This is a genomic window from Novipirellula caenicola (genome assembly GCF_039545035.1).
Taxonomy (GTDB): domain Bacteria; phylum Planctomycetota; class Planctomycetia; order Pirellulales; family Pirellulaceae; genus Novipirellula; species Novipirellula caenicola.
Map to the genome: position 1 here is coordinate 84108 of NZ_BAABRO010000004.1, position 15307 is coordinate 99414.

A 15307-nucleotide genomic window follows, 5' to 3' on the forward strand; every position below is an offset into this window, starting at 1 on the left:
GCCACCACGTCATGAACGATTCGACCTTCTCACGCCGACACATGCTGCGGACCACCGCTTGCGGATTTGGTTCGATGGCCGCCTCGGCGATCTTGGCTCAAACCCGTGCTTCGGCAAAATCGCATCAAGCAAACGCGGGTTCGGGTGATGCATCACCGCTAGTGCCCAAAGCCAAACGGATCATTTTTCTGTTTATGCAAGGCGGCGTCAGCCAAGTCGATTCATTCGACTACAAACCGCTGCTAAGCGAACATGACGGAAAGTCCTACGAGTTCGATGATGCGCGTCAACTCGCGCGATCGGGCAAAGGCCGAGAGTTTCGTTTGATGCAATCGCCATGGAAATTCAACCAATACGGCGACTCGGGTCGCTGGGTGTCGGACCTGTTTCCCGAAACCGCTCGGCATGCCGATGACATGTGCCTTTTGCATGGCATGCATACCGAGGGGGTCGCCCATGGTCCCGCCACCTTGTTCCTACACTGCGGTAGCACCAATTTCATTCGCCCCTCGTTCGGTTCGTGGCTGCTGTATGGGCTGGGAAGCGAGAATGAGAATCTTCCGGGCTTTATCTCGATCGCCCCTTCGATCGGAAACGGGGGAGCACGCAACTATGGAAGCGCGTTTTTGCCGCCTCGCTACCAAGGCACCAAAGTCGGCAGTGCGAGTAGCAGCGTGATGACGATCGACAGCCTAACGCGAAACCACATTCCCCCCCGACTGCAACAAGAACAGTTTGAATTGCTGAACCGATTGAATCATCAGCAATACGCACAGCGACCGCTGCAAGACACGGAACTGGACGCCGCGATCAAGTCCCACGAATTGGCGTGGCGAATGCAGCAGTTCGCTCCCGAGACGCTTGACTTGTCCGACGAGACCGCCGAAACGATCGAGATGTACGGAATCAACGCCCCAGAGACCAAACGGTATGGGGCCCGCTGCTTGATGGCCCGGCGGATGTGCGAAGCCGGAGTGCGATTTGTCCAAGTCAACTACGGTGACGACTCGGCCAATCCGGCGTGGGACCAACACTCCAATCTGCCCAAACATGCGACGCACGCCCGCGCGGTGGACAAACCGATCGCGGCGCTGTTGACCGATCTCAAGCAACGAGGGTTATTAGAGGACACAATCGTTTGGTGGGGCAGCGAGTTTGGCCGCACTCCCTACGCCCAAGACAACGGAACAGGTCGCGATCATAACCCCCGTGGCTTTACCGTTTGGTTGGCGGGCGGTGGGTTTCGCGGCGGGCATGCCCACGGAGAAACCGACGAGTTTGGTTTCCGCAGCATCGCCGGCCGCGTGCATATGCATGACCTGCACGCTACGCTGCTGCATCAATTGGGACTCGACCATAAACAATTGACCTTCGAGCACGCCGGTCGCGATTTCCGGCTCACCGACGTTCACGGCAAGGTCGTGACCGACGTACTCGCGTGAGATCCAATGTGATTGGTCTGGCGGAACCACTCCGTTCAGCTTGACGAAACGGTATAGCTAAGCGGACCGGAACTTGGAATCGTTTCGTTCAACTCACTTTGCGAGTTGAACTTGGCGGGCAAGACTTGCCTTTTAAAGCTCGTGCCGGCCTCGGGCGAATTCGCGGGCAAATCGGCGACGACTTCTTCATAACCGCGGATTTCGACACGCTTGGCGCCGGGGATCACGGGACCTTTGAACACGCCGTCGACCACCCGCAAGTTGTCGGCTTGGACCGATGGATCCTGGGGCACAAACGTGACGTCGCCGTTGGCCAGCGGAGCTCCGTCGAGCTCGACGGTCCCTTCGACGATGACGCGGTCCAGTGGATCGCTGCCACAACCGCCGAGCAACACCACGCAAGAAAACAAAACGACCACCACTGCTTGAGTTAACTGAGTTCGCATGAATGAATCCGATTCAAATAGGAAACGTGAAAAAAAGTGGCAGGGGAACCGCATCGAAAGGCGGCGGGGACCGAACACCGATCCCCGCCGCGCGATGGACATGTGCGAGGGTATATTCGTTAAGGCAACGTCACCACTTCGCCATTGTTTCGCGTGCCAAGGGCACGATAGGTCACCAAGTCGATTGATTCGGTGAGGAACCGAACCGATCCATCGGCCAGCGTGAATTGAGCACCGCCAGGATGCACGCTCCGCGCGAAATTACGGATCTCTGCGGCGCCCCCGATCGAATTGCAGGGTGCCAGTCGATAGGTTTCGGTTTTGCACGAGTAAACTTGATCAGGCAGTGTCGAGTTCGGTGACTGCCACGTAGTGAAACCAAATCCGCCGTGAGGTCCGCCGCCCCAATAACCGCCCGCTCCACCCCAACCGCCTAGACCGGGACGCACTAGCGCCTCGCCGACCATCAGCGTGTTGGAGGTCCCATCGACAACGTCACGCATCTTGGTTTTCGAATCGTTGTAAAACATGCCATCGAGATTGGTCATCGGACGCGTCATCTCGGTGCTGGCAGCGGCGACCACATAGTTACCTTGAAACCCTTCACCGTTGGAACGTCGCGAGCCTCCACCGCCGAAGCCGCCAGCCCCGGGGTCCGACGGACACATAAAGGCGGGAAGCACTGCATCCTTGAGCTCCGGCGGCGTATCCATCACCCATTGACCGTCCCAGTGCTGGTAGGCTTCCGAGACCGCGCCGATTTCGATAAAGGACATCACTTGCTGCATCCAAGTATCGCGGCGATGGAATGTCCCCGAATCCCGATAGCCATACGGATAGATACGAAAGGTGTCATGGTAGTTGTGTAGCGCCAAACCGAGTTGCTTCATGTTGTTGGAGCAACTCATTCGGCGTGCCGCCTCGCGAGCGGCCTGCACGGCCGGCAACAGCAATCCCACCAGAACTCCGATAATGGCAATCACCACTAACAATTCGACCAAGGTAAATCCCGCACTGCTAAAACGCTTCCTGGTAAATACCGTCATATTTCCCTCTTCACCCCGTTGCCAAGAAAAAAGAACGTAGCCTGACGCAATGTCAATTGGCTTTGGTCTATAGACTAGCGGTGTAACGATTGCTGTCAAATTTTTCTCCGCGGCTGGCGAGCCTATTTTTGCTTCCTAAACCAACGAAACATGACGAGTTCGAAAAGGCGATTTTGGACGCTTGCTCACAGCAGGGGATGGGGGACCGCTACCGGTGAACAGCGGATCGCTGGCATCCCTAAATTGGAAGAACCAGAGGCCCCATGACTTCGGAACCCCGAAATAAAAAAAGGCTCACCAAGTCATTTTTTTTCTATCGTGACCAGCACACGACAGGTTTGTAAACGTTGACAGCGGCAATTCCGATGCGGCCTGGGGCGGCTCGCTGAGCTCCATCGGTAGGCAGCTAGCGACGCCGATCAACGACGCCGCGGAGCCCATGTCAACGCTTTGGCTTGGCCGACAAGGTGCGCGTGGGTGCACTCCAAAGTCATCTCGGCACGCTCGCATCGTGACAACCGGCATAATCCGCGAATTGCGTTTTGCAAAATAATAATGGCAAAATCTTTCGCAAAGACTGGAAAATCACCCCCCCACCGGAAGCAGGCCTACCCCTATAATGGCAGAAGCAGTACTCCAGTGCATGCAACGTGATCATCCGGCATATGAAGTGCGGAATCTGCTGGGCTTAAGTCGTACAAGGGGCATCCGCCCACATTACAGCTTGACCTGACACGTGGACCGCCACCCCGATTTAACGATAACCACCACTTCCAGTGACTGTAGCTGAGGCTTCGATAATCCTCAGATCGATTGAGGCGTGAAATGGCTTCCAACGTCATTCATTGCTAAAAGTCTCTTGCCGCATAAGGAGCGCATGATGCTTCGTCGTTCACCGTTGGTCGAAACTTACAAGACAGAACTGGCCCCCCCTCCGCCGCCAGACGACGCCCTTCTGCAGATCGATGACTTGGTCTTGTACTTTCGCTTTGTGCTCCGTCACAAGTACCGAATCCTGCTGTCGTTGTTGTACGCCTTCGTCGGTGGCTGGATCTATTACCAAAATCATCCCGTCGTTTATCGCTCGAAAGCGAAGGTGTTGGTACAGCCGAAAAATGTCATTGGTCCCGATGGCTACTCGATACCGGAGCGTGATGCATCGTTATTTGCCACCCATGCTTCGCTAATCCAAAGCCCGTGGTTTGTTGAAAAAGCAATTCAAGAGAATGAACTGCAAGGGCTAAACCTGTTGGCCGAATCCAGTAGCATCGCCAATACGCTCCTGCCGCTGGTGAATGTGGATCACAAGGATTCGATTGTACAAATCTCATTTGACAGCGTGCACGCTGAAGAGTGTCCGCAGGTTCTCGCAGCGCTCGTGCAAACCTACGAGGATTATCTTGTCGATTCTCGTCGCGAAAACATGGAGCAGGCAATCGCGTTGATTCACAAAAAGGCGGAATCGCTTCAGCAGCAACTGCAACGACAAAAGCTAGCTCATCAAACCGCGAAGGCCACCGTCCCGCTGCCGGCTATCGAGAATGCCGAGTATGCCACGTTTTCACAACAACTAAGAGAGATTGACAACCGTCGCGTGGATGCCAGCGTGCAACGCGCGGCAGCCTTGTCGAGACTGGCAACCATCAAAGCAGCGCGATCGCAAAGCATTCAAGCGGCAAGTCTGCTGCTTCCGGCGATCTACCTTGAACGTCAAATGCATCTCGAATCATCGGATCTGCATCGGATCGAACGACGTGAAGATTTGGCAGAGCAATCGAGGTGGCGTGGTGAGTCCAAACAACTGCAAGCACACGAGCGATTGCTCGAAGCCCGCATTCGATTGCAAGGACTCAAAGAGCGACTGGGCAAACAGCTGTTTCCGCTGATCGAAGAAGAGAAACTGTTGTCCAACCAATACGGAGACAACTATCCATCGCTACAAGAGTTACGAAAGAAAATCAGTCAGATCCGCGACTTGTATACCGAGCAAATTGAATCCGTTGAGAAAGAAATCGCGATCGAGCGTCGATTGGTCGATGAATCGCTGGCGTCAGCATCGGTCCCCGACAACGGCAACCCCGCCTCAACGAACGACGCGGCGGAATCGATGGAAAGCAACGAATCTCGCTTGTCCGAGTTAATCGATGCCTATATTGGATCCTTGGAACAGGAATTGGCGGACCTTGATGCGACGGACCTTACCTTGGCCGCGCAGTATCAGACGATGACCCGACAGATGGAGCAACACCGGGGCAAGGTTCGTGAATCGGAGCTCTATCAAAGTGAGCACGATCATTTGATGAACGAGATCGGACTTACCGAACGACGCTACGATGCATTGGTCAGCCAGCTTAGCCAGTTCGATTTGAACAAGGACTACGGTAACTTTCGCACCACCGTCATCTCGCCGCCAAGCACGCCATCGCAGATTGCTCCGAACGCACTGATCATTGCCCTGACTTCGGGAATGATCGGTTTCTTTTGCGCCTTTGTCTGGGTGGGCTGTGCCGAAATCGCCGAACGTACGTTTCACAATCCTGAGGCGATCCGTGATCTGGGGCTGCCCATTCTCGCCAAGATCCCTGAACGCAATCGCGATCGCAAACGGTTCCAACCACGTCTCCCGCAAACGCTCTGTACGGTTCACGAGCCCGAATCGGCCGATGCCGAAGCCTATCGATCGGTCCGTACGGCACTGGACTGTATCAACCACACCGGCACCAATATGGTGATCCAAGTGACCAGCCCCATGGCGGGTGACGGCAAATCGACGTTGGCGGCCAATCTAGCCGTTTCGATTGCCCAGTCCGGCAAACGCGTGTTATTGATGGACACCAATTTTCGCACGCCAACGATGCACGATCTGTTCAGCAATGCGAATCACGTTGGGCTGTCAACGTTGCTTAGCGGGCAATCCACTCCGCGTGATGTCATTCACGAAGTGAACACAGCGGGGTTGTACTTATTGACCGCGGGACCGCTGCCGAAGAGCCCGGCGGACCTGATCGCGCTGCCGCGTTTCGCCCGCTTTGTCGATTGGTTAAGAGACCGATTTCAATTTGTGATCATCGACACTCCGCCGATCCTGTTGGCGAGTGAATCGCGTGTGATCTCTGCGTTGTCGGACGGCGTTCTGTTGACCATCCGTTCGCATCACAGCGATCCGACGAAGACCCAACAAGCGTGCGAATTGCTTGACATCGCGGGCGCCAACGTGTTGGGAGTCGTGGTCAACGAAACGACCTGCACCAAGTGTCGTCGTCGCAGTTTTGAACCGCCTCAGATCATGACGACGTCGCCTGTAACGACAGTGACAAAACGACGAATCCACTAAACGCCGATTTTTTTAGCATCAATTTCATTAGGCACAAACGCAAACCGCTAGAGGTCGGCGGCAACGCCATGATCAACAAAAAAGACGGCGGTGATCTGAGATCACCGCCGTCTTTTCGTTAAACGTTTAGCGTCACGCCATCAGTGCGTGGGTCGCCAACAGGGATTAGGATCCCTGTTGCTCGCCGCCGCTGCTGCTTCCGCCGCCGAACATGTTGTCCAACGCTTCGTTGCTGGCAGGTGTTGCCGGAGCATCGCTGCTTTCGTTGTCCATTGCCGGAGAATCGGCCGGTGAAACATCCAACGGCGAAATGGTTGGTGCCGCAGGTGCCGGAGCCGCTTCTTCGCCTGCGTTGAGCAGTGGGAAGCTTTCTTCGAGCGATTGAACCGGGGCCGCAGCCAATTCTTCCAATGCTTCGCGACGGTAATTCACCTCGCCATCTTGGAAGATCCGGAATCCGGTACCAGCAGGAATCAAGTGACCGAGGATCACGTTTTCCTTCAATCCCACCAACTTGTCGACCTTGCCCGCCAACGCGGCTTCGGTCAAGACCTTGGTAGTTTCTTGGAAGGAGGCCGCACTGATAAAGCTGTTCGATTGAACCGCGGCCTTGGTGATTCCAAGCAATTGAGTACTCGCGGTCGCCGACTTCGGACGCTTGCCCTTGGCCGGAGTACCACCCAATGCTTCGATCTCGGCATTCGCCTGCTCGAACGTATCCTTTGGAATGATCGTCCCTTCGCTGTAATCACTATCGCCAGGATTGACGATCTTGATGCACTTGGAAAGTTCTTGATTTGCCTTGCGGAACTGGAATCGGTCCATCACCAATCCAGGCAACAAGTTGGTATCGCCGGGATTCTCGATCTTCACCTTGCGAAGCATGCGAGCGATGATGATTTCACAGTGCTTATCGTTGATTTCCACACGTTGGGATTGATAAACCTGTTGAATTTCATGCAGCAGGTATTGCTGTACTGCTTCTTCGCCGGAAACCCGCAAGATGTCGTGAGGCACCAAAGGTCCATCGACAAGAGCTTGTCCCGCACGCACGATGTCACCGCTGTGAACTTGGAAGTGCTTACCGTGAGGCACCAAGTGCTCACGTTCAATTCCGGATTCACTGCGAACAACGATGGTTCGTTTACCACGCTTTTTCTCAGCCAGAATTTCGACTTCACCGTCGATTTCGGCGATGACCGCCGGATCCTTCGGTTTGCGAGCTTCGAAAATCTCGGTTACCCGCGGCAGACCACCGGTGATGTCCGATACCCCGCCGGTTTCACGCGGCATTTCCGCGAGCACCATGCCGGGCGTAATCGTGGCGCCTTCTTTGGCCATGATCATCGCACGTTCGGGCAGGTACTGAACGTCCAATGCCTTGCCTTCCATGTCCTCGATCACGATCTGCGGGTGCAAGTCACCCTTGTGATCCACGATCAGCATTCGGATGTTACCGCTTGCTTCACGCTCTTGCCGCATCGTTTCGCCTTCGACAACGTCTTCAAAGCGAACCCGGCCTTCGACTTCCGACAAAATGGGAATCGAGTAGGGGTTCCATTCGCAAAGGATTTGACCTTCGGTAACGGTGTCATTTTCTTCGACCATCAACGTGGCCCCGGTTGGAACCGGGTACGATTCGATTTCACGTCCGCGATCGTCGACCAACGAAATTTCGCCGTTTCGCGTCAACACAATGTTGCGGCCTTCGGTGTTTCGAACCGCACGCATGCGGGTCAGACGGACGATACCGGACTTCTTGCTCTTGATGTCCGATTCTTCCATCTGCTTGCTCACGCTACCACCGATGTGGAACGTACGCATGGTTAGCTGAGTACCGGGTTCACCGATACTTTGTGCCGCGATGATTCCGACCGCCATGCCTTCTTCGACCATTGCACCGGTGGACATGTCCATTCCGTAACAACGGCGACAAACACCAAGCGGTGCATCGCAGGTCATCGGTGTACGCACTTGGATCTTCTCGAGTCCCATCGCTTCGATGCGACGCGCGATCTCAGGCGTGATCATTTGGTTCTCAGCCACAATCACTTCGTCGGTCACAGGGTTGACGATCGATTGACGGCTGATCCGCCCGTTGATCGAGTCGACCAAGCTAACCTCGACCTTTTCACCACGGTAAACCACACCCTTGGTGATGCCTTGCGTCGTACCACAATCGTCCATCGTGATTACCACGTTTTGGGCGACGTCAGCAAGTTTACGAGTCAAGTAACCGCTGTCGGCCGTCTTCAGTGCGGTATCCGCCAAGCCCTTACGTGCACCGTGCGTCGAACTGAAGTATTCGAGTACCGACAAACCTTCACGGAAGTTCGCTTTAATCGGCGTTTCGATGATCTCGCCGGTCGGCTTGGCCATCAAACCACGCATCCCCGCGAGCTGTCGAATCTGTTCGATACCACCACGAGCACCGGAGTGCGACATCAAGAAAACGGGGTTCACGTACCATCCGCCTTCGCGAACGTCGTTTTCCATCGCTTTCATCATGTCGGTCGTGATCGATTCACGAGCCTTGGTCCATTCGTCGAGAACCTGGTTGTAACGCTCTTTACCGGTCATCAACCCGCGGTCATAAGCCTTCTTGTGCTTCATCACCTCTTTCTCAGCTTCACGGATGAAGCTGAGCTTGGTATCTGGCGTTACCAAGTCATCGGTTGCAAACGACAAACCGCTTCGCGTGGATTCGCGGAAGCCCATCTGCATCATGTCGTCAAGCAAGTGAATCGTTGCTTTGCGTCCGAGACGTTGGTAGCAGTCCGAAATGACCTTAGCCAAGTCACCGCTTCGCATCGGGAAGTTGTAGTAGTCCATCCCGTCAGGCAGCATTTCGTTGAAACGCACACGCCCTGGGGTGGTGTCGATGATCGCACCGTATTTGCCCGAATCGTCCTTGGTTTTCAACTTCTGGAACTTCGGCAAACGCAATTTGATCTTGGCGTGCACATTGATAATGCCTTGCGCGGTGGCCAAGTCGACTTCGTCGTAACCCGAGAACACCATGCCTTCGCCCTTACGATCGGGCTGTTCCATCGTCATGTAGTAACAACCCATCACGATGTCCTGCGACGGACTCATAATCGGTTTACCGTTGGACGGGGCGAAGACGTTGTTGGTACTCATCATCAACGTATGAGCTTCGACTTGTGCCTCGATCGAAAGCGGCAAGTGGACCGCCATCTGGTCACCGTCGAAGTCGGCGTTAAAGCCCTTGCAAACCAGTGGGTGCAAATGGATCGCGTTGCCTTCGACCAAGGTCGGTTCGAACGCTTGGATCCCCATGCGGTGAAGCGTCGGGGCTCGGTTGAGCAGCACCGGGTGGTTGCGGATCACTTGCTCGAGGATATCCCATACCTCTTCGTCTTTACGCTCAAGCATCTTCTTGGCGGACTTGATCGTGTCGGCGTGGCCGAGTTCTTTCAAGCGACGAATGATGAACGGTTGGTACAGTTCCAACGCGATCTTCTTGGGCAAACCACATTGATGCAGTTTCAAACGTGGCCCGACCACGATCACGCTACGCGCCGAGTAATCGACCCGTTTACCAAGCAAGTTTTCGCGGAAACGACCTTGCTTGCCCTTGATCATGTCGGTCAACGACTTCAGCGGCCGGTTGGACGAACCGAGTACTGGTCGTTTACAGCGGTTGTTATCGAACAACGCGTCAACGGATTGCTGCAACATTCGCTTTTCGTTGCGAATGATCACTTCCGGTGCGTTCAGATCGACAAGTTTACGCAAACGGTTGTTACGGTTGATAATACGGCGATACAAATCGTTCAAATCGCTGGTTGCGAAGTTACCGCTATCAAGCAGAACCAGTGGACGCAAATCGGGCGGAATGACCGGAATCACGTCCAACACCATCCACTCGGGACGATTGTCGCTGTCACGGATCGACTCGACGATTTTTAGCCGGTTGATCAGATCCTTTTTCTTCTGTTTCGAACCGGTCTCTTGCAGATCGACACGAAGTTTTTCCGACAGCGCGACCAAGTCCAACTTGTTCAGCAGTTTGCGAACGGCCTCGGCGCCCATATCGGCGTCAAAGGCATCGTTGCCCCACTGAACGCGAGCGGCACGATACTCTTCTTCGGTCAACAGTTGACGTTCTTCGAGTTCGGTTTGGCCCGGATCGATGACGACGTAATCTTGGAAATAGATGACCTTTTCGAGCGAGCTGGTCTTCATGTCCAACAGGTTCCCCAAACGCGAAGGCATCGCTTTGAAGAACCAAATGTGGACGACGGGGGCCGCCAATTCGATGTGCCCCATTCGTTTACGGCGGACACGGCTGTGGGTCACTTTGACACCACAACGGTCACAGATCATGCCCTTGTACTTCATCCCACGGTACTTACCGCAGGCACATTCCCAGTCCTTTTCAGGGCCGAAGATGCGTTCACAGAAGAGACCGTCTTTTTCCGGACGGTAGGTACGGTAGTTAATCGTTTCGGGCTTCTTGACTTCGCCGAAAGACCAACTCTTGATGTCTTGGGGTCGCGCGAGCGAGATGCGTACCGAAGCGTAGTCGTTGATGCGATCGTAATTGCTAGTTTCGCTAATCGACATAAATCACAGGCCTTAGAAAGCAGGTTTTTAGGTGTCAGGGGGGGTAGCGACTGTCGGGATTGAAAGTCGCAAAGTCATGACCGCAGCCGTCCGCTGCGGTTTCAAAACGAGAGAGGACAAGGTCTTCGCCGCGCCGCACCGAGGTGCACCGCTGGCGAAAACCCAATACCTAATACCTCTCTTAAATCGGTCGCTTCTCGAGCTGCATGTTGAGCGCCAAGCCGCGGATCTCGTTCGTCAACACGTCGAAGCTCGCGGGGGTGCCCGCTTCCAACGTGTTCTCGCCCTTGACCATCGACTCGTAAATCTTGGTACGGCCTTCGACGTCGTCGCTCTTGACGGTCAACAATTCCTGCAAAATGTAAGCGGCACCATAAGCCTCCAGTGCCCACACTTCCATTTCCCCGAAACGTTGGCCACCGAAACGAGCCTTACCACCAAGCGGCTGCTGAGTGATCAACGAGTACGGTCCGGTGCTTCGTGCGTGAACCTTGTCATCCACCAAGTGATGCAATTTCAGCATGTAGATGTAACCGACCGTCGTTTCCTGCTCCATCGGCACGCCGGTGCGTCCATCCGTCAAACGGATTTTACCGTGCGCGGGAAGCCCGGCTTCGGCAAGACACTTGTTGATGTCCGCTTCGCTCGCACCATCAAAAACAGGCGTCAACGCTTGGAAACCAAGCTTGGCACCAGCCCATCCGAGGTGCGTTTCGAGAATCTGTCCCACGTTCATCCGGCTAGGAACGCCCAGCGGGTTGAGCATGATTTGGATCGGAGTTCCATCGGGCAAGAACGGCATGTCCTCGATCGGCAGAATCTTGGCAATCACACCCTTGTTACCGTGGCGTCCGGCCATCTTGTCACCGACGCTGATCACTCGCTTGGTCGCGATGTAGACCTTGACCATCTGCAGAACACCACTGCGTAGTTCGTCACCACGCTTCATGCTGTTGAGTTTGCGGTCACGTGCGTCAATCGCGGTTTCGACGTTCGCCCATTGTTGAGCGTGAACGTTTTCAACCTCTTTCTTCTTCGCTTCGTCTTTGACTTGATCCAAGATGTGGTCCAAGCGGAACGAGGTCGCACGCTCGGCAACAAATTTCGGATCTTGGCCATCCGCCAACGGAGTTCCGGTCGCGTCCTTGAGCTTCACTCCGGCGACTTCTTCCATTTCGCGAACCAGCGATTCAAAGGTGCTGGCGACTTCGGCATTGCCTTCGCTTTCAACGGCCTTCAGTTCGGCTTCGAAAATCTTTCGCTCATCTTCGGACAAGCTCATTCGACGCGAGAATTTCTGGGTGTCGATCACGATCCCTTCGATGCCCGATGGAACCTCGAGCGAATCGTTCTTGACGTCTTCGCCCGCACGACCAAAGATCGCGTGCAACAGTTTTTCTTCAGGGGTCAATTCGGTTTTGCTCTTCGGACTTACCTTGCCCACCAGGATGTCCCCCGGTTTGACGTAAGTACCAACATTGACGATCCCCGAATCGTCCAGGTTCCGCAGTGCCTTTTCGGACACGTTGGGAATGTCGCGAGTGAACTCTTCGCGGCCAAGTTTGGTTTCGCGAATTTCCACGTCAAAATCTTCGATGTGAATCGACGTGTAAGTATCGTTGCGAACCAATTCTTCGCTGATGATGATCGCGTCTTCGTAGTTGAACCCGTCGAACGACATAAAGCCGACCAAGACATTTCGTCCCAGTGCCAACTCGCCGTTACGCGTCGCAGCTCCGTCGGCAATGATTTGGTTTTGCTCGACCTTGTCGCCGACGTTGACGATCGGCTTTTGGTTCAAGCAGGTACGTTCGTTAAGACCTTGATATTTCTTCAGATCATAGTGATCGCTGCCGATTTCGATTCGTGTCGAATCGGCGTAGGTGACCTTGCCCGCACGACGGGCTCGCACGACCATCGCACTGTTGCGAGCAACTTCACGCTCGACACCGGTACCAACGATCGGAGGCTCGGCGACCAACAACGGAACCGCTTGCCGCTGCATGTTCGAACCCATCAACGCACGGTTTGCATCGTCGTGCTCGAGGAACGGAATCAAACCGGCTGATACCCCTACCATTTGGCTCGGGGCAACGTCCATATAGTCGACCTGCTCGGGCTGGACAATTTCAAAGTCGCTTCGGAACCGAGCGATCATGTTCGGCCCTGGGACGAGAGCGCCATCGACGATCTCGGTATCCGCCGGAGCAACATACGATTCACTCTCTTCGTCCGCACGCAACCATACGACTTGGTCGATCACCTTGCCGTCTTTGATCAATCGATACGGAGTCACCAAGAATCCATAGCTGTCCACGCCAGCGTAAATCGCCAACGAGCTAATCAAACCAATGTTGGTACCTTCAGGCGTTTCGATCGGACAAATACGACCGTAGTGCGAAATGTGAACGTCACGGACTTCGAAGCCCGCACGTTTACGGTTCAATCCCCCGGGGCCGAGAGCCGACAAGCGACGCTCGTGAGCCAATTGGCTCAGTGGGTTCGTCTGGTCAACCACCTGCGAAAGCTCGCCACGACCGAAGAAATAATCGATCGCCGCCGAAACACTCTTTGGATTGATCAACGAGCGAGGCGACATGTCCTGAGCATCCTTGATACTCATTCGCTCTTGCACGGTACGACGAAGCTTCAAGAAGCCCTTTCGAAGCTCTTCGCTCGCCAATTCGTCGATCGTTCGCAGACGACGGTTACCGAGGTGGTCAATGTCGTCGATTTCCGCGCCGCTGTCGGGATCGAACAAGTTGATCAGGTACTTGATCGCCGCGATCATGTCGTCGGGGCGAAGCGTCATGATGTCTTCATCAACGCCGAGATCAAGTTTACGGTTCAGACGGAAACGTCCCACCTTGCCCAAACGATATCGGTTTTCGTCAAAGAATTTTTCCTGGAACAAGGTGCGAGCCTTTTCCAGTTGCGGCGGGTTGCCCGGACGCAGACGCTGGTAAATACGAAGCAGCGCTTCTTCGTGGCTGGCCGTATTGTCTTCCATCAACGTATTGAAGATCAACGGAATCTTGGGCGATTCCATGCACTCGATGCTGGTAACGCCAGCGGTGCAGATCGTCTCGGCAACTTCCTTGGTGATCTTGTGGCCTGCTTCGACGATGATCTCGCCCGCGCGATCCGAATCGCTGGGGTAGATCACGTCATCGACGGCGATCTTGCCTTCGATTTTCGCAGCACTCTTGCCACCACTGATCTTGCACTCGCTCGTCTCGTAGAACGCTGCCAACAAATCGGCGTCGGTCGAGTAGCGAGGATCCATTGCTCGCAGCAACGTGGTCGCAGCAAACTTACCACTTTGGTCAATCCGGACCGTCAGCGAGTCTTTCTTGGTCACGTTGACTTCGATCCACGAACCACGCTCGGGGATCACGCGGCAGCTTGGCAATTTGCGATCGGTCGTGGTGTCTTGCTCGAGAACAAAGTCGACACCGGGACTACGGTGCAACTGCGAAACCACCACACGCTCGGCACCGTTGATGATGAACTCACCGCCGCCCATCATGATCGGCAGGTCGCCCAGATAAACCTCTTCTTCGACAGGCTCTTCGCGATTCAGACGCAACCAAATTCGCAGCGGCCGACCGTAGGTCAAACGAAGCTGGCGACACTCCTGACTGGTATAGCGTGGTTTGCCCAATTCATAGTAAAGATATTCCAGCGTGATGTTGCCGTCATAACTTGAGATAGGGAAAATCTCGCGCAACACACTTTCCAACCCTTTATCTTCCCGGTTCAGTGGCTCGCGATCCTCTTGCAGGAACGCCGCGTAAGACACGGTTTGCAGGGCAGTCAGGTCAGGTAGTTCAAAAGTGGAAAGTCCAGTTCCAAAGTGTCGAACGCTAGTAGGTTCGAGGCGACGCATGGTCGTAGTTGCCATCTTCGGTGAAAGCTCCTTAGGAGGCCAATATTTGGCGGGCGCGAGTGAGGTAGCAGAGGCGCTTTTCAATCAAACGGTTCGATTGAACTGAACAAACAATCGCATTGCCAAGCGAATGCGTTTGGGTCACGAATGTTGGGACAGTTGCAAAAGGCGACTGCCGGTGTGCATCAGTACGTTTAGCGCAAACCATCAGCCCGAGAAAACATCGAGGATGGATGAAGAGAATTCGCCGTCTCTGTGGGCCAACATTCCCAGAAAAACGGTCAAGCGGAAAGATTTGGACGCAAAACGCAACAATTACACCGGTGATCACCCTCAAACCCTAACAGATCGCTCAAAATCCGAAAAGGGCAAGTCGATCTTTTTGGCCCGAATAATGCTACGCAAGACCGCCGCGACCTCGGCCAACCCGAATAATGCCGCTAAACCGTTTCAGAGAACCAGTTTGTGACGATTTGACCGGGCCGCTCCGGCAAGCACGCTCCGGCGGCCAGGGCCAACGAGAACGCCGTTTTGTGATGATGAATTCGGCAAGAAAAAGC

The 15307-nt window shown here is 54.7% G+C and carries 6 protein-coding genes; 2 read left to right on the plus strand and 4 right to left on the minus strand.

Features of this window, described 5'->3' with window-relative positions:
• Window positions 1-11: 11 nt before the first annotated feature.
• On the plus strand, window positions 12-1442 hold the full coding sequence (locus tag ABEA92_RS10100; protein ID WP_345683707.1) for a DUF1501 domain-containing protein: 1431 nt from the start codon (window positions 12-14) through the stop codon (window positions 1440-1442).
• Between the two features lie 35 nt (window positions 1443-1477).
• On the opposite strand, the gene ABEA92_RS10105 is transcribed toward ABEA92_RS10100, so the two are convergent.
• Both ABEA92_RS10105 and ABEA92_RS10110 read right to left on the minus strand, forming a co-directional pair.
• Window positions 1478-1888 (minus strand): hypothetical protein, encoded by a 411-nt coding sequence (locus tag ABEA92_RS10105; RefSeq protein WP_345683708.1) that lies wholly within the window; start codon window positions 1886-1888, stop codon window positions 1478-1480.
• Between the two features lie 119 nt (window positions 1889-2007).
• The gene (locus ABEA92_RS10110) at window positions 2008-2934 is read right to left on the minus strand and encodes a DUF1559 family PulG-like putative transporter (protein WP_345683709.1); all 927 of its coding nucleotides are present in this window, start codon (window positions 2932-2934) and stop codon (window positions 2008-2010) included.
• 877 nt (window positions 2935-3811) lie between these two features.
• Between ABEA92_RS10110 and ABEA92_RS10115 the strand changes: the two genes are divergently transcribed.
• The gene (locus tag ABEA92_RS10115) at window positions 3812-6268 is read left to right on the plus strand and encodes a polysaccharide biosynthesis tyrosine autokinase (RefSeq protein WP_345683710.1); all 2457 of its coding nucleotides are present in this window, start codon (window positions 3812-3814) and stop codon (window positions 6266-6268) included.
• A gap of 165 nt (window positions 6269-6433) precedes the next feature.
• Here the strand turns inward: ABEA92_RS10115 and rpoC are convergent, their stop codons facing one another.
• Window positions 6434-10858 (minus strand): DNA-directed RNA polymerase subunit beta', encoded by a 4425-nt coding sequence (rpoC, locus tag ABEA92_RS10120; protein WP_345683711.1) that lies wholly within the window; start codon window positions 10856-10858, stop codon window positions 6434-6436.
• A 181-nt stretch (window positions 10859-11039) separates the two neighbouring features.
• Window positions 11040-14762 carry a DNA-directed RNA polymerase subunit beta gene (gene rpoB, locus ABEA92_RS10125; RefSeq protein WP_345683712.1) on the minus strand — a complete coding sequence of 1241 codons (3723 nt, stop codon included), beginning with the start codon at window positions 14760-14762 and terminating at the stop codon, window positions 11040-11042.
• Between the last annotated feature and the right edge of the window lie 545 nt (window positions 14763-15307).

Bases quoted from the DNA above. Each gene is read 5' to 3' on its own strand.
- ABEA92_RS10100 (WP_345683707.1), top strand. From the start codon at position 12: ATGAACGATTCGACCTTCTCACGCCGACACATGCTGCGGACCACCGCT.
- ABEA92_RS10105 (WP_345683708.1), bottom strand. From the start codon at position 1,888: ATGCGAACTCAGTTAACTCAAGCAGTGGTGGTCGTTTTGTTTTCTTGC.
- ABEA92_RS10110 (WP_345683709.1), bottom strand. From the start codon at position 2,934: ATGACGGTATTTACCAGGAAGCGTTTTAGCAGTGCGGGATTTACCTTG.
- ABEA92_RS10115 (WP_345683710.1), top strand. From the start codon at position 3,812: ATGATGCTTCGTCGTTCACCGTTGGTCGAAACTTACAAGACAGAACTG.
- rpoC (WP_345683711.1), bottom strand. From the start codon at position 10,858: ATGTCGATTAGCGAAACTAGCAATTACGATCGCATCAACGACTACGCT.
- rpoB (WP_345683712.1), bottom strand. From the start codon at position 14,762: ATGGCAACTACGACCATGCGTCGCCTCGAACCTACTAGCGTTCGACAC.